Here is a 20,352-nt window from a genome sequence, read left to right as displayed (position 1 = left end):
TGGCCTTCTTCAGCCCGGAACACTTGCGGCCAAAGCCGCACCCGAACCTCCCGCTGCGGCTTCCCGGACCGGCCGACCCGGCCTAGCCCCAGATCTTTCTTCCCCTCGTCCATAAGCGCCTGCCCTGACGCGTCCAGGAACTTCTCGTCCGTCGCGGCACCGCGAGTAATCCTAAAGCAGCTCCTGCCACACCTCCGGCCACCAAACCGCTGATCCAGCGTCTTGACATACGCTCTTCCTCCTTCGACAGACTTACTCGGCACACTTATTCGACGACCGCCTCCGGGTTTCCATTTAGGGCCTCGTCTGCGGGCCCGCCGACAATCGGGTCTTCCCAAGCCACCAAGGAGCCGTCCTCCGCCAAATCGTAGATGACGACCTTATCGTCTTGGGTGGTAAATTCTACACAGCAGTCCCAGCAATAAAACTGACCCACACCGACTTTTCCGATAGTCCGACCTCCGCACACTGGACAGTTCATGATCCTGAACCCCCTCCATTTTCACCCCAGGGCCTTGCCTGGTCATCGACGATCACAATGTCTTCCCCGTCGGCCACAACGTGCTGCTGTAGAATAGTCCCCCGTCCTTGGAGCAAGTCGGCGAAAAAACCATCCGAAACTTCATATCCTAGAATACGATCCCCTGTGTCATCCAAGAAGACATCTTCGATCTTACCCCTCGTTTCTCCACCTTCCGTATACACCGGGCTGCCCAGCGTCTCCGACCAAAGCCTCCCCTGCACGTCCTGCAGTTTTGCATCCCGCACCGTGACGGCATCCTTGCCGATGTTCGCCAAAGCGCGGCGCGGAAGACCTTTAGAAGAATGAAAGAAATGCCCTCCTTCCAGCAGAATCCCGGAAACCGAATCTGTCCGGGTGTCAAAAACGACATCCTGTACCCAGCCAATCTGGTTTCCGCTCTTCACATCCAGAACCGGCAAGCCGGCAATCTCGCGTGCGCGCCTCATGCAGGCCTTCCTTTCCATTCTCTTTCTCAGTCTTAGTCGTACTATGCCCAAACCGTTTTAAATTCATGCATCTAACCATTATCATACTAAGGCAATTTCCGGGGAAGGACAAGCCTTTTGAACCTGAAAATCCGGTCAAAAACCAAAATAAATATTCGGCAAAAACTCGCAAACCTTTTCTGACTCAATAGACCTTCCGAACCGGGGATCGTTCCGGCTTTCCGGCGATATACGACTTGAAACCCCCCGCCTCTCAGCCAGAAGCGGAGGCGGGAGGTTCACCCCCGTCGGGTCAAACCGGCCGGAGACAAAGGCAAAGCCGACACCGGACTGACCCCCGCCCCGAGAACCCGACCTCAGATTGAGCGGCGACGCAACCCTCGGGGGTCTGAGACAATGGTTCCGCCGCCCAGAACCAGATCCTCCCGATAGAAAACGACGGCCTGTCCCGGAGTCACCGCCCTCTGCGGCCGGTCGAATTCCACCTTGACGGCGCTCCCCTCGGGAATAACCCAGGCCGGGGCCGGCGGGGCTTTATAACGAATTTTGGCCTTGACCCTGACCGGTTCGCGCACTTCGGGCCAGGCAATCCAATTGAGTTCTTCGGCCCAGAGGACCGGGGTATAGACTTGCGCGTCCTCGCCCAGTACCACCTCATTGCGTTCTGGATTGAAGCCGAGCACAAACATCGGCTTGCCGAAGGTTCCACCCAGTCCCTTGCGCTGTCCCACCGTGTAGCGGACGATCCCCCGGTGTTTTCCCAAGGGGCGGCCCTCCCTGTCCACAAACAGTCCCGGGACCACCTTTTCCGGCGCCCTCCGCCGCAAAAACTCCGCATAGTCATTGTCCGGCACGAAACAAATTTCCTGGCTGTCCGGTTTAGCCGCCACCCGGGCCAACCCTCTCGCTTTGGCCATTTCCCGAATCTGGGGCTTGCGATACTCACCCAGGGGAAAAAGCGTATGCCGAAGCTGCTCCTGGCCTAAGCCATACAGGCCATAACTCTGGTCTTTTTGCCCGTCAACCCCTTTGAACAAAAGGAAACGCCCGCTTCCCGCATCGCGCTGCACCCTGGCATAGTGGCCTGTGGCGATATACTCGGCCCCCAAACCCCGCGCTTTGCGCAAAAGCTCGCCAAACTTGATCTCGCGGTTACAGGCCAGACACGGATTAGGCGTCTCCCCCCGGAAATAAGATTCCGCAAAATAAGCCACGACTTTTTCCTCAAAAACCGAACGAAAATTGAGCACATAGTGCGGAATACCTAACAGATAGGCCACCAGGCGGGCGTCGTCAATCGCGCTGACGGAACAACAGCTCTTCTCCGTTTCCGGACCCCCGGATGGCCAAATCTGAAGTGTTACCCCTATCACCTCATACCCTTGGTCCAGGAGCAAAGCGGCGGCCATGGAGCTATCCACGCCGCCGCTCATCCCGACAATCACTTTGGTCTTCTCAGCTTGAGCCATGGATCATCCCTTAGCCTTTTCTTGTTTATCGTAATAATCCTTGATCGCCGCATGGAGCGCGTCCGCCGCCAAATTGGAACAATGCAGTTTGTTGGGCGGCAACCCGCCCAACGCCTCCGCCACCGCCGCGTTGGAAATGTCCAAAGCCTCGGTGATCGTTTTACCTTTTACCATTTCCGTCACCATGCTGCTGGTGGCCACAGCCGCCCCGCACCCGAAGGTTTTGAACTTGACATCTTTAATCGTGTCGCCCTCTATATCCAGATAAATGCGCATGATATCTCCGCATTTCGGATTTCCGACCTCACCGACCCCGTCCGCATCGGGAATTTCCCCAACATTGCGCGGGTTTGTAAAGTGATCCATCACTTTTTCCGTATACATCTCAGCTTCACTCCTTCTACACTTTCCTATTCCGGGGAGACCGAGGAACTTTGACCCAAAGAACCTTGAGCCAAGGAACTTGGCGCGGGGAACTTTCTGTGCTCCCGGAAACCGGCGACAGCCGCCGTCCTCAGGCTCCGCACTTTCCCCCACCCAGGAACCCGTTCACCATGCGGTCCCGCCAACTCCGTTAAAAACGCCGGCTATTTGGCTCCGGCTTCCCGTTGCATCTGATCGAACAAAGGAGACATCCGGCGCAACCTCTCCACGATCTTCGGCAATTGTTCCAGCACATAGTCCACATCTTCTTCTGTGTTTTGCCGTCCCAAAGAAAAACGCAAGGAACCGTGTGCTATTTCATGAGGCATACCCATCGCCAGCAAGACGTGTGAGGGGTCGAGCGAACCGGAAGTGCAGGCCGAACCGCTGGAAGCGGCAATCCCCACCATGTCCAGGCTTAGGAGGAGGGATTCGCCCTCGACGTACTGAACACTGACGTTGACATTGTTGGGTAGGCGCTTGGCACCACGCGGCCCATTGACTTTAACGAAGTCAATCCGCTCCAAAATACCATCCATCAATCTGTCCCGGAGCCCAGTCAGCTTTGCCGCCTCGTCCGCCATCCTCGCCTGGGCCAGTTCACAGGCTTTGCCGAAGCCGATGATTCCCGGCGTATTTTCTGTCCCCGAACGGCGCTTCTTCTCCTGCCCGCCCCCGTAAACGCGGGGAACTAAGCGAATCCCTTTGCGCACGTAAAGAGCGCCGACCCCTTTGGGCCCGTAGATCTTGTGGCTGGAAACTGTCAGCATGTCCACATTCAGGTCGTTGACGTTGACCGGTATCTTGCCTAAAGACTGCACCGCGTCGACGTGGAAAATAACTCCCTTCTCCCGAGCCAGCCGGCCAATTTCCGCCACAGGCTGAATCGCTCCCACCTCATTATTGGCGTGCATGACGCTGAGAAGGATCGTATCCGGGCGGATAGCCCTCTGCACCCCGTCGACAGAAAGCAATCCCTCTTCGTCCACAGGTAAAACCGTGAGTTCATACCCGTTCTTGGCTAAGAACTCAAAGGTCTCCAGGATGGCGTGGTGTTCAACCGCCGTCGTGATCAGGTGTTTTCCTTTATCTTTATAGGCCTCGGCGGCCCCGAGAATGGCCAGATTATCCGCTTCCGTCCCGCCGCTGGTAAAAGTGATCTCCGCCGGCTGAGCCCCGATAAAACCCGCCACCTGTTCCCTGGCCTTCTCCAAAGCTTCCCTGGCCTCTTGCCCAAAACTATGGATACTGGACGGGTTCCCATATTTCTCTGTATAATACGTCATCATCAAAGACGCGACTTCCGGATCAACCGGGGTGGTCGCACTATGATCTAAATAAACCCTGCGCATGCGAATTCCTCCCTGTTTACTTTGAAAATTCCCACCGACGATTCAAATGTAATACATATAGTATTTCCGTTCCGTGTCCATCTTTTCCGCGTCTTTCACCATGTCTTCGAGAGTGATGGAATCGAGGACTTCTGAGATCGAATCCCGGACTTTTTCCCAAATCGTCCGGGTCACACAGTGCTCCGCCTTCGCACAACATTCGGGATCTTCTTCCGAGACACAATCCACCGGGGCAATGGGGCCCTCCAGAACGCGGATGACATCGCCCACTCGGATCTTGGCGGGTTCGCGCCCCAAAACATATCCTCCTTGAGCTCCGCGCACACTCTTCACCAACCCGGCCTTGCGCAAACCGGCAATAAGCTGTTCCAGATAGTGTTCGGAAATATCCTGCCTTTCGGCAATGCTCTTCAGGGACACTGGCCCTTCACCCATATGGACCGCCAAATCAAACATCGCCTTAAGTCCGTAACGGCCCCGCGTTGAGAGCTTCAAACCTATCACCTCTTGCACAAATCTTATCAAAACACTCGGGATTTGTCAAGAACAATCTTCGCCGCAGCGGATTCACAATAGCAGATAGATTTCCCAATCATAACCGCCCGGAGTTTCCACATGAAACGACCGGGTAATGGGCCATGTTGACTTGCGTCTCGACCCCGGCAAAGTTATACTTTCCACAAAGCCCAAAAATATTTCTTGGGAAACCGAACCTGCGTCAGTCTATATAACCGCAATTCACATGTCGACAAGGAGCTATAAAGCCATGGATCTCTTTTCCGCAGCTTTCGATCAGAACCAGGTCGCCCCCCTGGCCGACCGCATGCGTCCCCGGACGCTGACAGAGTATCTGGGGCAAAGCCATATTCTCGGTCCGGGCAAGCTTCTCCGTCGGGCTATCGAGGCTGACCGCGTCTCCTCTCTCATCCTCTACGGACCTCCCGGCAGCGGGAAAACCTCTTTGGCCCAGGTCATTGCCAATACAACCAAGGCGGATTTTATCCGTCTCAATGCAGTAGCGGCCGGGATCAAAGAGATCCGGGAAATCCTTCAACAGGCCGCCGAGCAGCTGCACCTCTACGGCCGGCGAACCTTGGCCTTCTGTGATGAGGTTCACCGCTTCAACAAAGGTCAACAAGACGCCCTCCTGCCCGCCGTGGAAAACGGTACCATTACTTTCATCGGAGCCACCACGGAAAACCCCTTTTTCGAGATCAATTCGGCCCTGCTCAGCCGTTCGGGTCTTTTCAAGCTGGAAACCCTAACGGATGTGGAAATTCGCCTGGGTTTAGAAAGGGCCCTGGCAGACCAAGAACGGGGACTCGGCCGCTTTCAGGCAGATATTCGGCCCGCTGCCTGGGAACATTGGCTTAATTATGCCAACGGGGATCTGCGCCGGGCATTAAACGCGCTGGAACTCGCGGTTCTCACCACCCCGCCCACAAACGGAGTTCGTCTGATCGATCTCCGAATTGCCGAGGAATCGATTCAACAAAGGGCCATCCGCTATGACAAGGCGGGAGATAATCATTATGACTTGATCTCGGCCTTGATCAAAAGCATGCGCGGGTCCGACCCCGATGCGGCTCTTTACTGGTTTGCCGTACTGCTCGCGGCCGGAGAGGATCCGCGTTTCCTCATGCGCAGAATCATCATCCACGCCTCAGAAGACATCGGTTTGGCTAACCCCCTGGCCATGCTGCAGGCCCAGGCGGCCGCCAACGCCCTCGAATGGGTGGGTCTGCCGGAAGCGCGCATTCCCATGGCCCAGGCCGTGCTGGCCATCGCCACCTCCCCCAAGAGCAACAGTGTCGTCGCCGCCATAGATAAGGCCCTGGATTATGTAAAAACCCATCCCACCGGAAATGTCCCTCCTCATCTGCGCGACGCCCAATATCCCGGCGCCAAAAAAATGGGGCATGGAGAGGGCTATCTTTATCCCCACTCCTACCCCGGACACTGGGTAAAACAGACTTATTTGCCCCCCGAGGCAGCAAACGCGACATTTTTCACACCCTCGGGCCTCGGCCAAGACACTTTTCTGCACCCTGAAAAAAAGCCATACTCTGAAAACTCCGAGTAACAACTGTCGTGAACTTTCTGTTCCCAAAGCAGGCCGAACCGGCGAGCAGAACTACTTCATTCGGCATGTTCTATAAACAATCTAACCGGCGTCGTGAGCGCTCGAGTGAGTCGTCGATTGAAGCCCGCCGCGGTTTGACCAAGAGGCTCAGCCGCATGCCCCTGGCTTTAGCCGGCTTTAGCCAGGGGGAGATTCAGTCGTCGGGATCAAAGATGTCCTCCGCTTCCCCGCAGCTGCCCAGTCAGGAACCCCTTCGCCCGGCCAATCGTGAGCGGCAGTTCACTGGGAGCACACACCCCCTCGCGTTCCAGCAATTCCACCAGATGAGCCACCCGGGGCAAGCGCAGGTCCACCTGCCGGATCAGTTCTTTCCGGCGGAAGACTTCCGCCGTCGTTCCCCCCAGGAGAATTTCTCCCTGACTCAAGAGATAGATCCGGTCCGCTAACAGAGGAACGATATCCACATCATGAGTGGCAAAAATGAGGGTGATTCCCAGTTCCCGGTTAATTGAATTAAGGAGCCGGATGAGCCGGGCCACTCCCCGGGGATCCAGGGCGGCGGTAGGCTCGTCAAGTACCAGAACTTCGGGCCGCATGGCCAGGACACTGGCCAAGGCGACTCTTTTCTTCTCGCCCCCGCTCAAATTGTGGGGGCTTTTGCCGCCGTAGCCGTTCAGACCGACCACTTCCAGAGCCCAGCTTACGGCCTCTTCCAACGCTTTCCCCGACACACGCATGTTCAGCAGACCATAGGCAATCTCTTGACGAACGGTGGAATTGAAAAGTTGATCATCCGGATCCTGAAAGACCATCCCGACGCTGCGACGGATTTCCGCCAAGTTCTCCTTCCGTACCCACAGGTTTTTAACCAGAACGTCGCCGGCGCTTGGACTGAGGAGACCGTTAAATAATTGAAAGAGCGTGGACTTACCCGCACCGTTGGGCCCCAGAACGGCCACCCGCTCCCCCCGGTCAATCTTCAGGCTGACATTTTTCAGCGCCCGCTGCCCGTCCGCATAGATATAGTCTACACCCGCTACCTCAATCAAAGCCATGAACACAATTCCCTTCTCTCCCGCTTTCTCGCTGGGTTCAGCCGATAGCGAAGACCGCCGCCAATCGAGGTCCCTGCCCGCCGAAGAATCGAAAAACCACCTGCGCTGATCCCCGCTGACGTCCCCGCCACCGAGTCATACTGGCGCAAAGAGTCGAAACAGCACCCGCGGCCGTTTCGCAGCGCGGAATCTTTAGACTTTCGCGGGCCTGAACCCGGATCACAGCGCCAGGTTCAGGCCCACCAGCAGCACCAGCAAACTGCCGCCCAAGAGACCGGCTTGCCAGTCGCCGGCGGGGATCGGAGCTGTGAAAAAGTCCGCCCCTTTGCTGTTCTCTTCATAGCCCCGGGAGAGCATGGCTTTGTAGATGCGAATACTGCGATCCAGTGATTTGGTCAATACATAGCCGGCCACTTTGCCCACGTCCCGGGCCTGCTGCCGCCAGGAACCGCCCTCACCCATCCGACTTACCTGCGCCCTGCGCATGCTCTGCCCGGTCTCCGCCAGGATAAAAACATAGCGGTACATCATCGCTGCCAAATCAATCATTAAATTTGGGACCTTGCATAGGCGCAGGGTTTCCAGGATTTCGATCATGGGAGTGCAAAGTGACAGGACACTCGCCAGGGTGACGGCTGCCATGATCCGCAGCAGGATGAGAAAACCCAGCGCCAGACCCTCCCTGTAAGCTGTCAGGACTAACGGTCCCAGAGACACGGTCAATAAAACGCGGCTGCCGTTCGTAAAGATCAAGCTGAGAAAAACCAGCCAGGCGATCCCGAAGGGAAGAGAGAGGCGGAGGAGGAGATGCCGCCAGGGCAGGTTCAAAGCGCGGTAAGAAGCCAAAGCCATGAGCCAGAGACCCGCCACCAGATACCAACGCGTGAGAACCGTCGCCACGATGATGGCCAGGAGGTACAAGACCGTCTTCACTCTGCCGTCCCAACGGTGCATGGGACTGTCGGCGGCAGCGATTTTATCCAGAACCGCTAATTCCATACTTCTTACACCTCGGGCTCTTCTTGATCACGCTTGGGTTTCCCGAACAACTTCTCCCAGTGGTGACCGACGATCAGTCCGGCAAAAAAGTTGGCCACGGAAAAAGCCCCGACCTGAGCGTCCCCGGGCAGGTCGACAAAGGGATGATGCTCAGTATGTGAGACGGCGGACGCCAAATTGTTGACCACATCGTCGGTTCCGCCCCCGGACATTTTATGGCTGTCCATATACTTGCCCGCTCCAAAAATGAAAAGCAAGAGCACAAACATGACGGCGAGCATGGCCTTGGTAAAAGAATCGAACCATTTGATCTCGGAGCCCGGATTGATCTCAGAACCCGAATTGGTCTGGGAACCCGGACGGTGAACCCCTGTCGGGGTCATCTCGGAATTAGGCGGGTTAGACGCGGACGGCATCGCTTTTTTCCTCCTTGCGGCTTTCTTTTCTTAAAACGCCCGGCAATAAGTCGGGCCGGCGATTGACCATAACCTGTAATACCGCTGCGGTAAAAACCGCCTCGGCAATGGCCAGGGGGAACTGGGTCGGGCCGTAGCCCATAAAGAAGATCATCCATTGCTTGAGCAGGGGAACATGGCCGTGCAGGCTCAGCGCCAGTTCAAAGGAACTTGTTAAGTAAGTCATCAAATCCCCGACAAAACCGGCAACCCCGGCCGCCAGCCAGATGGGACTGCGCAGGCCCCGCAAAATCTTCCAGCTTAGGTACCCAGAAATCCCGCCTACGATCCCCATGGAAAAATCATTAGCCCCGATCGTCGTAATGCCTCCGTGCCCCAAGAAGATCGCCTGAAAAAAGAGCACAATAGCAGAAATCACCGCTGTCGCAAAAGGCCCCACAATAATCGCCGCCAAGGGTGTGCCGCAAGGATGGGAACAGGAACCGGTCACCGGCACAGGTAAGTGCATGGCGGAAATGACAAAGACGGCTACGCCGGTCATCGCCAAGAACGGCTTGTAAGCCAGATTTTCCTTCACTCTATTTTTGATCTCACGGATGCCCGGTATGATAAACAGAGTTGTCACTCCATACCAGGCGCCCCAGGCTTGGGGGGAAAGAATACCATCTTCTATGTGCATTGAAACGCCTCCTCCAAAAAAACTTTGACAACAAAAAAACCCTTCTCCAACAGAAGGGTAAGTAAAGTTCTAACCGGTATTCGGTATCAGTACCATAAACACAGGCCTCCCCTCCCTAACATCCCGTAGGTTTCTCGGCATTTTGGAATAAGCAGGTCTCCTGACTCAAGTTCATCATCAACGCACGTCTTCCCAGGCATAACACCCAGTGACACTCTGTGAGTTGACTCCCTTCCACAGTGGCGGGCACCGCGCCAGCTTGTACTGGCTTCCCTTTTCAACTCTTCCCCTCAGGGAAGAATCACTCATTCCACATATTTAATTGTCTAGTTAAAATATAACATAAATCATAGTCCATGCCTAGGGGGAAAAGCGAGAAAAGCCGCCTCTTGGTCATCATTAGCCGAACTTTTAGACCACCGACACATCCTTGAACGCAGACACGGCTGATGCAGAACAATGCTGCCCCAACTGCGAAAGAAGGTGGCTGCCTGCAACCGTAAAAGCGCCGGTAGGCACCTCATACGGGATGGCACGCTTCCATGAATCCGGAGCGGCAGACTTCCGTAAGTCTCCACCCCATCCGCGCAGAGCGGTCAAAGTCGTTAAAAACTCGCGATGACTGCGGCCTTTCCTGTAATCGGGTTCACGGCTGGGGCGGCGCAGACAGGCCTCCAGCAGAGACATATCCATTTCGGCCAGCAAAGTGCCATGCACGAGGAGAACTCGGTTGACCTGGGCCACAGCATTGCCTGAAATCTTGCGCCCCCCGACCGTGACATCGGACACTCCCTGCAGCGCACTCTCCAGCCCCAAACGTCTTAGCACATCTTGGATAAGCCCTGTTCCCAGACGGAATCCGCCCCGGATACTCAGTCTGCTCTTTTCCGGCAGGATCAAGGAATAATTAAACACCCCGGGCATCTGAAAAACTGCCCCACCCCCGCTCGCCCGCCTTAAAACAGGAACGCCGCGAACGCGGCATTCCTCCTCATAGACCTCCTTCTCCATGACTTGGGAACGGCCGAGAACAACTGCGGGAAAGCCTGCTTGCCAGAGCAAGAGCCTCGCTTGACCGCTCTCCCGAACCTTCTCCATCCAAGCCGACTCCGCTGCCAAAGAAAGGTCTACTCTCTGCCGGGGCAACCAAATGGCTCTTTCCCTCGTCGCGTCCATCCTCTTTTATCACACCTCGTCGCGTCCATCCCGTTTGTACCGAATCGCATCTCAGGACCGCCCTGACGGAAGCGGCAGATGAGACTCACCGCCCCAGGTCAGTGCCCGGGACCCGAGGCCCCGGGCTCGATGTCCGAAGCAGGCAGCCACGAAATGTCGTCTGACCTTCCACAGGCTTCGGACATCTTTTTTGAACCCATTTAGCCGCAGCCGCCGCAGCCGTCGCCGCAACCGTCACCCGTTGACGCCGTCCTGATCTGAAAACCGCCGCCGCTGCCGGATTCTATGAAGTCAATCACCGCTCCTTCCAAATAAGGCGCCAGGTTATCGGCGGACAGAATTTTCACCCCGTTTTCTTCATCAACCGTATCATTTTCTTTTGCAGACTCATCCAGAGTCAAGCCGAAATTCGGCCCCCCTCAGCCAAAGCCTGCGATATAGACCCTCAGATAGCCTGAATCAAGATTTTGCTGGTGCAAAACCTCTTTCACTTTCACAGCGGCCGTCTCCGTGATGTTTACCATTTCAGTGCCCCCTCTTTGCTGTGCCGAGTTGTGAAAAAAAATCTCCCGGTGAAAGTATGAACCTTCACACACTATCTCCCAGCGTGGACCGTTTTTAGCATACCCGAATGCATCCTCTCTCACACTTCTGAGTACGCCGGGAAATCCAATCATGTCCTTATTGTAATATACTTATTCACCGATGTAAACCTCTTTTTCCCGGAAAGCTGTCAGGAACTTGATCCATCCCTGACTGAGGTCAGAGGATTCTCGGTTGCTTTCGGGGACTTCATTTCTGTCTACAACCCCACTCTGCCGCCACTTCCTTCACAGTCTGAAGTGCCGTCTCGATCCCTGCCGCGTTCGTATAATGCGATGGGCTGAAACGTACGACTCCCTGATCCAGGGTTCCGGGCATTCTGTGGGCCTGAGCCGTACAATGCAAGCCTGCCCCGGCCATGATCCCCGCCCTCTCTTCCAGAATGCAGCTGGGATTTTGTCTGAACTATGAAACACCAGCCACCGGCGGTTGACCAAGGAATTGGGAAACCCCCACAAGAAGGCCCCCACCCCCTCTTTGCAGAACGTGCGCGGGAAAACCCCGGAATTTGATTCCGGGGATGAGTGCGTTTCCCTCAAGGCTATTCTGAACCCTGCGTTCGAGGCGCACGACATCCTTTCGTTTGCATCAGACGTCTCTCATCTTCAGGAACGGCAGGCCATTGCGACAAAATTAGCATGAGCAAGGGGTGTTCTTCATTCAGAGAGTAGTACACCCATTGCCCCCCTTTGCGTTCTCGGACAAACCCAACCTGCTTTAACCTTCTCATGTGTTGGGAGACTCCCGGCTGACTGATCCCCAGCACCTCTGTCAAGTCACACACGCACAGTTCCCTTTGCCGGAGCAGGCCGATGATTCGCAAACGAGTCTTGTCTGAAAGCACCTTGAAGTCTTCACTCAAGCCCTCCAGACTCGATTTTTGCAGCACGCACACTCACCTTCTTTTCGGGATTTCCCCAAACCGCTCCGCTCTACGGTCCCTATGGTAAGCCGCACTGTCTACAGCAGTGTCGATAGCAGTTCTATAATTATATTATTATGCAGAGCCGTAAAATGCAAGCTTCCGGGTCAACACGGAACTGCGGATCTGCCCCCAGGCATAGTGTTTCTGCCAAGCAGAAGCAGAGTGTTTCGTGTTTTCACGGTAGTTCCGGGCAGGTGAGGCAACTCCTCCGGGCTCAGTAATGTTAAAATCCGTGTTCCGGGTGTAGTCAGTGAACCATGTTGAGAATGTTACTCCAGCATGCTATGATGGTATAATCCAGTAATTGGAGACAGTCGGAAATCTCTTGCCCCCGGCTTCAATTATTAAACATCTTTTTTCTTTAGCAGCAAAGCGACGGCTGTGCGCAAGGGAGTTAGCCTAGAAACTCCCACCCGAGTCATTGGAAAGGCGGAAAGGTACCATGGATATCGACAAGGCATTTTATAAGAATCTGTTCAAAAACCTCTTTATGGATCCTTGCCTAGTGGAGTTCTGGGATGGGGACGCGGAACTGTATGGGAAAGGTGAGGCGAAGTTTAACATTATCTTGCATGAGCCCATCCCCAAGTCAGAGATCATCCGCGATGCTTCTCTGGCTTTTGGGGAAGCGTACATGGATGGCAGGATTGAGATTGAAGGAAGTGTCCGGGATGTAATCGAATCCCTGTATAACAACCATGACAGCTTCTTGCATCAGAATCCGCCCTATCTAAGGCTGGCCAAATTTATGACCAATGGGGTTAAGAAGAGCAGGGAAAATGTCCAATATCACTATGACATCGGCAATGATTTTTACCGTTTATGGCTTGATGAAACCATGACCTATTCTTGCGCCTATTTTAAGTCCCCGGAAGATTCTTTAATTCAGGCACAGAAAAACAAAATCGAACTTATCCTGCGTAAACTCAATTTACAGGAAGGGCAGCGCTTGCTGGATATCGGCTGCGGCTGGGGTGAACTGATTCTGACGGCAGCCCAAAAATACCGGGTTAAGGCGACGGGAATCACCCTCAGTGAGGAACAGTATGACAAAGTCCAAAACCGGATCGATCAGGAGAACCTGAAGGATTTGGTCGACGTCCACTTGCTGGATTACCGTGAACTTAAAGAGCAGACATTTGACCGGGTGGTCAGTGTCGGGATGCTTGAGCATGTAGGTAAAGAACATCTGGGAGAATATTTTGCCACCGTTGAGCGCATGCTCGGAAGCAACGGGATTTCCCTGCTGCACACGATTACCGGCAGGGATGAACGAGGCACAAATTCCTGGATCAATAAGTACATTTTCCCCGGCGGCTATATTCCGACAGTTTCCGAACTGATCAGGCACATGGAAGCTTGCGGGCTTTATTTTTACGATGCCGAGAGCCTGAGAAATCATTATACCCGCACGCTGGAACATTGGGCTGACAATTTTGAACAGGCCTTGCCGCAGATCAGGGAAGGCAAAGATGAGACCTTCATCCGGATGTGGCGCCTCTATCTTAACTCTGCCGCCGCTTCGTTTCACAGCGGGAATATCGATCTGCACCAGCTCCTATTCAGTAAAGGCCCCAACAACCAGTTGTCCTGGACCCGAGATTACATGTATCAATAACAACCTTGAACCGCGACCCACACTCCACGCTTTTTAACCTTAAAGGCGATAGGCAGAATGGACAAATCCAATTCGGGTATCGTACAACCCGCGATGTTGACGGGTGCAACCTTTTGTGGCAGGAAGAGATACCAGCCAAAAAAAATTTGGCGAAACCCCTGCTTTGCCACAGTTTTGCCATTATTTCCGGTTATATTAGCAATGTCCCGGTTAGAAATTTCTAGGTTTTACTGAGGCAATTACGGAGGTGTACATTGACAATGCAGAAGAAATGGGTTGTTGCGCTACTCAGCGGGGTCCTCCTCGTGGGTGGCGCCGGAGCGGCTCTCGGAGCGACAGACACATCCGGCCTAGCCCAAATCAAAGGCCTGACGCAGCAAATGTTCGGCCTTCAGCAGCAGATCGTCGACAAGGAGGTCGGCGCCGGGCTGCTGACTCATGAGCAGGGTCAGGATGCCAAGGACTTTCTTAGCCAGCGGGAACAGTTGCGTGAACAAGCCCTGGCCGACGGCCAGGCACCCGTGCCCGGAATGGGCTTAGGTCCCCGGTTCAACAGCGGTCAACCCCTGACAACGGCGCAAAAACAGGCCATCACTGACAGGATGCAGGCCCGTCTCAAAGCGATTCAGGACGGCACTTTTGCTCCCGGCTCTTGCCGAAGTCTTTGGGGCAGCACTGGACCCCAGGGAGGTGCAGGACCCTGGGGTGGGGCAGGACCCTGGGGAGGTGCGAGACCCTGGGCAGGTACTTCCGCGCCAGGAAATCCCGTCCCGAGCCAGAATGGCTTAGCTGCCCAGTGAACCCCGCCCCGACAAAAAAGCACCCATGTACGGCTTAACTTAAGAATATGCTTTATGTTTTGCTTGGAAGCAATGTATGGATCGGAATCGGCTCCTTCCGGAGAAGGCAGATCTCACTGAACCGGGACGTAAACCTGTTGCACCATAACCCTTTTGGCCTCCCGCGTGCCTCGCCTCGGCGGCGGCGGGCTTTTTTCCTGTGTCAGCCGTCTGGACAAAAAATTGTTATACGATGTACCATGAAGGAAATAGCCGGCTTTTGCCGGCTATTTCCTTGGAGCCTATTTCCATTCATCCACAAACTGCCTCCGGTGCCCGAAAAAGCGGCAATCGGCCCGGGCATCGTCCAGGGAGCCATAATATAAGGAACCGGTACCAGATGGATGGCCACCATAGCATAGTCAGCATAGTCGAAGATAAAGACAAACATACAGCCGACGATCCGGGGGATGAAAAGCAGCGGGTATTGTCCCGAGGTTTTTGTGAATCCATGTCTTTGGCGCATCGTGTCATTACCTCTGTTTCTGGGCCTGTCTGCGGTGGCATGCCTAACCCCTGGATTAGTTCAGAGGAATGCGGCAAATTTTCCGTCTCTGTCTCTTGTAATATACCAGTATAGGGTATACAATAAATGCGTAAAGTATTATATATTGATAAGGTGGTGTATCACAATGCCAAAACAGGGTCTGGCCCGTCATTTTTCTCCGGCCTGGTTTGCCGCCATCATGGGAACCGGCGGCTTCGCCAACATTCTTTACAGCTGGGGTAACTTATGGCCGGCAAGCAAGTACCTCGGCATATCTTTGGCCTGGCTTAACGCTCTCCTCTGTGTCATCTTCCTGATTCCCTGGCTGACACGTTGGTTTGCGCATTTCGACCAGCTTCGGCATGATCTCGATCATCCCGTTATGGGCAACTTCTTTGTGACCATGCCTATTGGCATCGTGATCGTAGCAACCAATGCCGCCTTGATGGGACGGAACTTCCTCGGTCCGCAGTTTGTGCTCATAGCAGCCTGGATTGCCTGGCTCACCGGTGTCGTCGGGGCTTTCCTTCTCTCCGTCTATGTCGCCCACCACGCCTTGACCAATGAGCAAACCCCGCCTCAGGCTCTGAACTTTGCCTGGCTCATTACCCCGGTGGCCAACATCGGTGTTCCTTTAATCGGCAATCCGCTGGTCGGGATGCTCAAACAAAGCGGGTCCGCTGCTGCCAATACCGTACTGCTGTTTAATTTAGCATTTTACGGCGTAGGCTTCTTCCTCTTTCTCTTTATCGGCGCCATGGTGCTTAGCCGCCTTGTCCGGCATCCCCTGCCGCCGGCGGCCATGGCCCCTACCTTCTGGATCACGTTGGGACCGATCGGAGTGGGAACCGTCAGTTTGTTGGGACTGGCCGACATGGCCAAACTGCTCGGCTTCCTCGGTTCGGTCGATGCGGTTTATCTTCTGGCCGCCATCTTCTGGGGCTTCGGTTTCTGGGGTTTGGGCATCGCTCTCACTCTCTCCTGGTATTACCTTAAGCGGGGAGGCATTCCGTTCTCTCTCTCCTGGTGGGCTTTCATCTTTCCCTTAGTCGCCTACACTATGGCCAGTCAAAAAATAGCTTCCTACTTTTCATCTAGCCTCATCCTGGTGTACACCGTTTTTCTGACTCTGCTACTGACCTTTCTCTGGCTCGTCACCTTCATCCGTTCCTTGGGCGGCGCCATGAGCGGCAAACTGTTGGAACCGCAACCCCAGGCCCCTCAACAGTCCTAAAACTCAAAGCCAATGTCACCCCAAATTCAGGTTGACCACAAGACTTAAATCCCCCACTCCTTTAACTGTCGCAAGATGTAACCTCCAGCCTGCTGGTCGGCCAGGAAACGGCTTTAAGCACCAACCGTCCTCTCCCTCTAAATATTAGAAATAATGCGAATGCACTGGAACCCGTTCCTCTTCTAATGTATAATGTATACAAAAGATAGGTCCCTGTCTTTGCATTTTAGAAAGATGAGGAGTCTTGTTTCATGGAGGAGAAAAAGGGGTCTCAGAAAAGCAATGAGTTGTTGAGGTCAACTCTCTTGCAAGTCGAGCGCGCGGCCGCTCACCTAAGCTTGGATGCCGGAATTCTCAAACTTCTGCAAGAGCCCAAGCGTTGTTTGACGGTGTCAATTCCCATTCGTAGGGACGACGGTTCATTGGAGATCTTCCAGGGCTACCGCGTCCAGCATAATCTGGCCAGGGGTCCGGCCAAAGGCGGTATCCGCTTCCATCAAGACGCAACTTTGGAAGAGGTGATTGCTCTGGCCGCCCTGATGACCTGGAAATGTGCCGTCGTCAACATCCCCTACGGCGGAGCCAAAGGGGCCATCGTTTGTAATCCCAAAGAATTGTCGCTTGCGGAACTCGAACGCTTGACCAGACGCTATACTATGGAGATCAGTCTCATCATCGGACCGGAGAAAGATATCCCGGCACCGGATGTCAACACGAACCCTCAAGTCATGGCCTGGATCATGGATACTTACAGTATGCAGTTGGGTTACTCGGTTCCCGCGGTGGTAACCGGCAAACCCATCGAACTGGGGGGATCTTTGGGCCGCAACGAGGCCACCGGCACAGGCTGCGTCTATACCATAGAGGAAGCGGCCTCGCACACGGGTCTTGAACTTAAGGGAGCCAGCGTGGCGATTCAGGGCTTCGGCAACGCCGGATCTGTAGCCGCCACCTATCTGGGGGACTTAGGCTGCCGTGTAGTAGCCGTCAGCGATACACAGGGGGGCATTTTTAATACTGACGGACTTAATATAGCCTCCGTGAAAGAATTTAAGACCCGAACGGGAACGGTCGCCGGTTATCCTGATGCCACACCTTTAACTCAAGAGGAGTTGCTCACTTTAGAGTGCGATATCCTCGTTCCGGCCGCATTGGAAAACCAAATCACCGTCACCAACGCATCAGGGGTCAAAGCCAAAATCGTGGCGGAAGCGGCCAACGGCCCCGTCAGTGTCGAAGCTGACGAAGTCCTCTACCAAAAAGGAATCCTGGTTATTCCCGATATCCTGGCCAACGCCGGCGGTGTGGTCGTTTCCTATTTTGAATGGGTACAAGGAATTCAGCACTTTTTCTGGTCCCAGGATGAAGTCAACCGGGAATTGCGCCAACGTATGGTCAGCAGCTTCCGGGATGTTTACGAACTGGCCCGGCGCGAACAGGTATCCCTGCGCACGGCAGCCTATATGATCGCTTTGTCAAGAGTGGAAAAAGCTGTGTCCTTGCGTGGGATTTTCGTCTGAAACCGTGAAAAAATGCCAGGGACGGTCCAAAGCCAAGGAGTTGAGAAATGCTTGAAATGGCATCCCCAACTCCTTGCTTATCCATCCGAAGCATTGGGGAATCGGCTTCATTGGGTTCCCCCGTCAGAAAACTCCTGGGTTCAACCTGTGTAAGCAAGGTTTCCCCACGGGAAGGCCTGTGCATAAGAATCGAGGCCTATGCCGAAATCCGAAAATATGGCCGTTTTGACCCGGTAAAAAAAAACCGCTTCTTAGCAAAGCGTAAGCGGGGGTAGTTCACCCTTAATTATGACTATTTCAGCCAAACCTTCGCCAAATCGAAAATAATCTTGATGGCTATCAAGTATTGGAACACACCGATAACCTGTTTAACCTGCTTGCTGGTCAACTTGAAACGGGTCAGCCACGAACCGATGAAGCCAGCCATGACGGAGGCAACACCGGTAACCAGCATAAACCAGTAATTTAGGTGTGAGTACTGAAGTCCGATGTGACCCAGGAAACCAACGAGTGAGGAGAACATGACCACAAAAGCGCTCGTTCCGGCCACATTTTTGCCATCCATGCCTATCCAGACCAGGAACGGCCCCAGAAAGGCTCCCCCTCCGACACCCAGCATGCCGCTAAGAAAGCCAACGAAACTGCCAATGAGAATGCTGGCCAGTGGCCTGGTTTTTACCTCTTTCTCGGCCCCACCCTTATTTGGATGATAGAACAGCATCATGGTGCCGGCAACCAGTAAAAAGGCAGCGAAAATTACCAGTAAGATGTTTTTGTCAACGACATTGGATGTGTAGACTCCCAAAGGCGAAAAAACAAAGATGGAGATGATCAGAGGTATAGCGACTTTGAAATTAACCAGTTTATCCTTGGTAAAATTAAGTGAGGCGACTCCGGTGTTCAGGATCCCCAGCATCAAACCAACCGCCGCGGCCTGAGGGAGCGGGACTCCCAACCAATAAAAGATTGGAACAAGGATAAACGCTCCCCCTACCCCACCCATAGACATAAAAGAATTTAAGATTAAGGTTGCCACAAATCCCAAGATGTACAGATACATTCTAAACCACCATCTTTCCCAACTTTCTCCGAATTGAGAGGCCGGGGACTGTTGACCAGGTATCACGCAGGCAGTGCTCTTGAGCAAAAGCAGTCTTCACTGAGAAGAACGAATCTGCTTGCTTTGCCACCAACAAACGAATTCTTTCACTCCATGGACTGCAAAAAGTGAGCCTGCTCATAGCTCCTATAGGCAGGCTCGAGGGATTTTCAAGGTGACTTTGTTCAGCCCGCGGGGAAGCTGGTTCTTAGCCGTCAGTCCAACCGCCCGCCCGTGGCCCGTTAATCCTCTTGCTTGCGATGAGTCAAGGCATCAAAGCAAGTCTGGCAGTACCAGTCTTCGCCCAGCTTCTGCGCGTAATTTGTCACTACCATTTCTTTGCACTCGTGACACTGCTCGGCCTCGAACGTTTCCCCGGCTTTGACCACAGGGTAATTCTCAAAAAGGGTCACATCGAACATCTCATGCCAATCGCGCGTCCGGGTGTCTTCGATCAGCGGCAGGACCACATTGGGATCCAAGTCATAGGGAGGGATCCCCTTCTTGCGTTCTTCAAAAAAGGGCATCGTCAGACAGGTTTTCATGCGGTCATGTTTCGCGGAAACACGGACCGCCCGCTTGGTCTTCGGGTCAATCAGAGTAAAAGCAAACTTCCCCAGGGGTTTCTTCACAATATTGCTCTTGCCAAAAGTACAGCCTGTGGAATATTGTAACCCGTCAGCCAGGCAACCCGAAAAATGATTATCGCCGATTTCCACGATCATCATGAGTTCGCCCCCGGTGCGGGCACGCTTGACACCCAAAATGTCCATAGCTAGATGGCCGGCGCGCAGTCCCTGGGGCATGGCGGGGCAGATGTGGCCATGAAAAAACTGCGCTCCTTTCAACTCTTCGTCCGTAATCGGAGTTTCATTTTTAATTTCTATCATTTGAAAAGCATCCCCTTCAATATTGATCATTCATTCACTGGTGAGACTCCCACTTCCACAAGTGAGAGTAATTCCCTGTACTCTGAATCTGCCAAGCCTTGTATAACATATTCAAAAACCGTAAATTGCCTCGGATCAAAGCCCCCCCTTTAACCTCCCTTTCTAATCCCGGCTCTCTACGCTCCGGGACTTTCTTTTTCCCGCTTGACCCGCACTCTTCTGCTTCTTGTTCTTCTCTTGTTCGGCGGTTGCTCCGCCTGCGTCCTCTTTAAACCCTTCCCGGTCTGACAGGCACTCTTCCTCTGAACCCCTGCCGCAGGGCCGCTTTTTCGGAACCGCAGCCAGAATTCATGGGTTCGAAGATATTCTATCCGGGCACGTAAAAATTATGTTACGTCCATGAATATCTTTATCTATTAGTCAATTACGATATTATTATATACCCGTCAATGATAAATGCAAGAGTTATTTTTCCACCAAGCCACCGGTACAACCTTTTGTTGCAGGAAAAGATAC

At 53.9% G+C, this 20,352-nt stretch carries 23 protein-coding genes and 1 riboswitch; of the genes, 5 read left to right on the top strand and 18 right to left on the bottom strand.

The window, feature by feature from the left end; genetic code table 11:
- Positions 1-82: 82 nt before the first annotated feature.
- The 7 genes from MNU25_RS10735 to MNU25_RS10705 all read right to left on the bottom strand — a co-directional run bounded on the left by MNU25_RS10735 (position 83) and on the right by MNU25_RS10705 (position 4,708).
- Positions 83-229, bottom strand: coding sequence for a hypothetical protein (locus MNU25_RS10735; protein ID WP_240985066.1), 147 nt, complete (start codon positions 227-229; stop codon positions 83-85).
- Between the two features lie 36 nt (positions 230-265).
- A complete protein-coding gene (locus MNU25_RS10730; RefSeq protein ID WP_240985065.1) occupies positions 266-481 on the bottom strand; it encodes a hypothetical protein in 216 nt (71 codons plus the stop codon).
- Positions 478-969, bottom strand: coding sequence for a PRC-barrel domain-containing protein (locus MNU25_RS10725; protein WP_240985064.1), 492 nt, complete (start codon positions 967-969; stop codon positions 478-480). Before MNU25_RS10725 ends, MNU25_RS10730 begins: the two co-directional genes overlap by 4 nt.
- A 356-nt stretch (positions 970-1,325) precedes the next feature.
- On the bottom strand, positions 1,326-2,438 hold the full coding sequence (gene mnmA, locus MNU25_RS10720; RefSeq protein WP_240985063.1) for a tRNA 2-thiouridine(34) synthase MnmA: 1,113 nt from the start codon (positions 2,436-2,438) through the stop codon (positions 1,326-1,328).
- 3 nt (positions 2,439-2,441) lie between these two features.
- Positions 2,442-2,822 carry a Fe-S cluster assembly scaffold protein NifU gene (gene nifU, locus MNU25_RS10715; protein ID WP_240985062.1) on the bottom strand — a complete coding sequence of 127 codons (381 nt, stop codon included), beginning with the start codon at positions 2,820-2,822 and terminating at the stop codon, positions 2,442-2,444.
- Positions 2,823-3,025: 203 nt separating this feature from the next.
- Positions 3,026-4,213 (bottom strand): cysteine desulfurase NifS, encoded by a 1,188-nt coding sequence (nifS, locus tag MNU25_RS10710; protein ID WP_240985061.1) that lies wholly within the window; start codon positions 4,211-4,213, stop codon positions 3,026-3,028.
- Between the two features lie 42 nt (positions 4,214-4,255).
- On the bottom strand, positions 4,256-4,708 hold the full coding sequence (locus MNU25_RS10705) for an RrF2 family transcriptional regulator (RefSeq protein ID WP_240985060.1): 453 nt from the start codon (positions 4,706-4,708) through the stop codon (positions 4,256-4,258).
- A gap of 271 nt (positions 4,709-4,979) precedes the next feature.
- Between MNU25_RS10705 and MNU25_RS10700 the strand changes: the two genes are divergently transcribed.
- Positions 4,980-6,296, top strand: a complete 1,317-nt coding sequence (locus tag MNU25_RS10700; protein WP_240985059.1) for a replication-associated recombination protein A — start codon at positions 4,980-4,982, stop codon at positions 6,294-6,296.
- Between the two features lie 206 nt (positions 6,297-6,502).
- On the opposite strand, the gene MNU25_RS10695 is transcribed toward MNU25_RS10700, so the two are convergent.
- The 8 genes from MNU25_RS10695 to MNU25_RS10660 form a co-directional block, all read right to left on the bottom strand.
- Complete coding sequence (locus MNU25_RS10695; protein WP_240985058.1) at positions 6,503-7,351, bottom strand: energy-coupling factor ABC transporter ATP-binding protein; 849 nt, start codon at positions 7,349-7,351, stop codon at positions 6,503-6,505.
- A gap of 219 nt (positions 7,352-7,570) precedes the next feature.
- Complete coding sequence (gene cbiQ / locus MNU25_RS10690; protein WP_240985057.1) at positions 7,571-8,350, bottom strand: cobalt ECF transporter T component CbiQ; 780 nt, start codon at positions 8,348-8,350, stop codon at positions 7,571-7,573.
- 5 nt (positions 8,351-8,355) lie between these two features.
- Complete coding sequence (locus MNU25_RS10685) at positions 8,356-8,766, bottom strand: hypothetical protein (protein ID WP_372503585.1); 411 nt, start codon at positions 8,764-8,766, stop codon at positions 8,356-8,358.
- Positions 8,750-9,445, bottom strand: coding sequence for an energy-coupling factor ABC transporter permease (locus MNU25_RS10680; protein ID WP_240985056.1), 696 nt, complete (start codon positions 9,443-9,445; stop codon positions 8,750-8,752). Before MNU25_RS10680 ends, MNU25_RS10685 begins: the two co-directional genes overlap by 17 nt.
- Positions 9,446-9,578: 133 nt before the next feature.
- Positions 9,579-9,769: riboswitch (cobalamin riboswitch) on the bottom strand.
- Between the two features lie 87 nt (positions 9,770-9,856).
- Positions 9,857-10,621 (bottom strand): lipoate--protein ligase family protein, encoded by a 765-nt coding sequence (locus MNU25_RS10675; protein ID WP_240985055.1) that lies wholly within the window; start codon positions 10,619-10,621, stop codon positions 9,857-9,859.
- 200 nt (positions 10,622-10,821) lie between these two features.
- Complete coding sequence (locus MNU25_RS10670) at positions 10,822-11,145, bottom strand: HesB/IscA family protein (RefSeq protein ID WP_240985054.1); 324 nt, start codon at positions 11,143-11,145, stop codon at positions 10,822-10,824.
- Between the two features lie 268 nt (positions 11,146-11,413).
- Complete coding sequence (locus MNU25_RS10665; protein ID WP_240985053.1) at positions 11,414-11,584, bottom strand: hypothetical protein; 171 nt, start codon at positions 11,582-11,584, stop codon at positions 11,414-11,416.
- 181 nt (positions 11,585-11,765) lie between these two features.
- The gene (locus tag MNU25_RS10660; RefSeq protein ID WP_240985052.1) at positions 11,766-12,113 is read right to left on the bottom strand and encodes an ArsR/SmtB family transcription factor; all 348 of its coding nucleotides are present in this window, start codon (positions 12,111-12,113) and stop codon (positions 11,766-11,768) included.
- Between the two features lie 478 nt (positions 12,114-12,591).
- On the opposite strand from MNU25_RS10660, the gene MNU25_RS10655 reads away from it, so the two are divergent.
- Both MNU25_RS10655 and MNU25_RS10650 read left to right on the top strand, forming a co-directional pair.
- A complete protein-coding gene (locus tag MNU25_RS10655) occupies positions 12,592-13,767 on the top strand; it encodes an SAM-dependent methyltransferase (RefSeq protein WP_240985051.1) in 1,176 nt (391 codons plus the stop codon).
- 260 nt (positions 13,768-14,027) lie between these two features.
- Positions 14,028-14,567 carry a DUF2680 domain-containing protein gene (locus MNU25_RS10650; RefSeq protein ID WP_240985050.1) on the top strand — a complete coding sequence of 180 codons (540 nt, stop codon included), beginning with the start codon at positions 14,028-14,030 and terminating at the stop codon, positions 14,565-14,567.
- Between the two features lie 202 nt (positions 14,568-14,769).
- On the opposite strand, the gene MNU25_RS10645 is transcribed toward MNU25_RS10650, so the two are convergent.
- The gene (locus MNU25_RS10645; protein WP_240985049.1) at positions 14,770-15,072 is read right to left on the bottom strand and encodes a hypothetical protein; all 303 of its coding nucleotides are present in this window, start codon (positions 15,070-15,072) and stop codon (positions 14,770-14,772) included.
- 166 nt (positions 15,073-15,238) lie between these two features.
- Between MNU25_RS10645 and MNU25_RS10640 the strand changes: the two genes are divergently transcribed.
- Both MNU25_RS10640 and MNU25_RS10635 read left to right on the top strand, forming a co-directional pair.
- Positions 15,239-16,327: a TDT family transporter gene (locus MNU25_RS10640; protein WP_240985048.1), complete on the top strand. Its 1,089-nt coding sequence runs from the start codon at positions 15,239-15,241 to the stop codon at positions 16,325-16,327.
- Between the two features lie 251 nt (positions 16,328-16,578).
- Positions 16,579-17,847, top strand: coding sequence for a Glu/Leu/Phe/Val family dehydrogenase (locus tag MNU25_RS10635; RefSeq protein WP_240985047.1), 1,269 nt, complete (start codon positions 16,579-16,581; stop codon positions 17,845-17,847).
- 292 nt (positions 17,848-18,139) lie between these two features.
- Here the strand turns inward: MNU25_RS10635 and MNU25_RS10630 are convergent, their stop codons facing one another.
- On the bottom strand, positions 18,140-18,907 hold the full coding sequence (locus tag MNU25_RS10630; RefSeq protein ID WP_240985046.1) for a sulfite exporter TauE/SafE family protein: 768 nt from the start codon (positions 18,905-18,907) through the stop codon (positions 18,140-18,142).
- A 281-nt stretch (positions 18,908-19,188) separates the two neighbouring features.
- Positions 19,189-19,836, bottom strand: coding sequence for an FmdE family protein (locus tag MNU25_RS10625; protein ID WP_240985045.1), 648 nt, complete (start codon positions 19,834-19,836; stop codon positions 19,189-19,191).
- Positions 19,837-20,352 lie beyond the last annotated feature (516 nt).

It is taken from the genome of Acididesulfobacillus acetoxydans, from assembly GCF_902729405.1.
Classification (GTDB): domain Bacteria; phylum Bacillota; class Desulfitobacteriia; order Desulfitobacteriales; family Desulfitobacteriaceae; genus Acididesulfobacillus; species Acididesulfobacillus acetoxydans.
Note: the sequence above shows the minus strand (reverse complement) of the source record. Positions and strands in the feature narration are given on the sequence as shown.

What these genes read in the sequence shown, in the direction of transcription:
- cbiQ (WP_240985057.1), bottom strand. Translation starts at nt 8,350, where the DNA reads ATGGAATTAGCGGTTCTGGATAAAATCGCTGCCGCCGACAGTCCCATG.
- MNU25_RS10730 (WP_240985065.1), bottom strand. Translation starts at nt 481, where the DNA reads ATGAACTGTCCAGTGTGCGGAGGTCGGACTATCGGAAAAGTCGGTGTG.
- MNU25_RS10645 (WP_240985049.1), bottom strand. Translation starts at nt 15,072, where the DNA reads ATGCGCCAAAGACATGGATTCACAAAAACCTCGGGACAATACCCGCTG.
- MNU25_RS10630 (WP_240985046.1), bottom strand. Translation starts at nt 18,907, where the DNA reads ATGTATCTGTACATCTTGGGATTTGTGGCAACCTTAATCTTAAATTCT.
- MNU25_RS10650 (WP_240985050.1), top strand. Translation starts at nt 14,028, where the DNA reads ATGCAGAAGAAATGGGTTGTTGCGCTACTCAGCGGGGTCCTCCTCGTG.
- MNU25_RS10665 (WP_240985053.1), bottom strand. Translation starts at nt 11,584, where the DNA reads ATGGCCGGGGCAGGCTTGCATTGTACGGCTCAGGCCCACAGAATGCCC.
- MNU25_RS10725 (WP_240985064.1), bottom strand. Translation starts at nt 969, where the DNA reads ATGAGGCGCGCACGCGAGATTGCCGGCTTGCCGGTTCTGGATGTGAAG.
- MNU25_RS10675 (WP_240985055.1), bottom strand. Translation starts at nt 10,621, where the DNA reads ATGGACGCGACGAGGGAAAGAGCCATTTGGTTGCCCCGGCAGAGAGTA.
- MNU25_RS10625 (WP_240985045.1), bottom strand. Translation starts at nt 19,836, where the DNA reads ATGATAGAAATTAAAAATGAAACTCCGATTACGGACGAAGAGTTGAAA.
- MNU25_RS10695 (WP_240985058.1), bottom strand. Translation starts at nt 7,351, where the DNA reads ATGGCTTTGATTGAGGTAGCGGGTGTAGACTATATCTATGCGGACGGG.
- MNU25_RS10680 (WP_240985056.1), bottom strand. Translation starts at nt 9,445, where the DNA reads ATGCACATAGAAGATGGTATTCTTTCCCCCCAAGCCTGGGGCGCCTGG.
- MNU25_RS10640 (WP_240985048.1), top strand. Translation starts at nt 15,239, where the DNA reads ATGCCAAAACAGGGTCTGGCCCGTCATTTTTCTCCGGCCTGGTTTGCC.
- MNU25_RS10635 (WP_240985047.1), top strand. Translation starts at nt 16,579, where the DNA reads ATGGAGGAGAAAAAGGGGTCTCAGAAAAGCAATGAGTTGTTGAGGTCA.
- MNU25_RS10655 (WP_240985051.1), top strand. Translation starts at nt 12,592, where the DNA reads ATGGATATCGACAAGGCATTTTATAAGAATCTGTTCAAAAACCTCTTT.
- MNU25_RS10735 (WP_240985066.1), bottom strand. Translation starts at nt 229, where the DNA reads ATGTCAAGACGCTGGATCAGCGGTTTGGTGGCCGGAGGTGTGGCAGGA.
- nifS (WP_240985061.1), bottom strand. Translation starts at nt 4,213, where the DNA reads ATGCGCAGGGTTTATTTAGATCATAGTGCGACCACCCCGGTTGATCCG.
- nifU (WP_240985062.1), bottom strand. Translation starts at nt 2,822, where the DNA reads ATGTATACGGAAAAAGTGATGGATCACTTTACAAACCCGCGCAATGTT.
- MNU25_RS10685 (WP_372503585.1), bottom strand. Translation starts at nt 8,766, where the DNA reads ATGCCGTCCGCGTCTAACCCGCCTAATTCCGAGATGACCCCGACAGGG.
- MNU25_RS10700 (WP_240985059.1), top strand. Translation starts at nt 4,980, where the DNA reads ATGGATCTCTTTTCCGCAGCTTTCGATCAGAACCAGGTCGCCCCCCTG.
- mnmA (WP_240985063.1), bottom strand. Translation starts at nt 2,438, where the DNA reads ATGGCTCAAGCTGAGAAGACCAAAGTGATTGTCGGGATGAGCGGCGGC.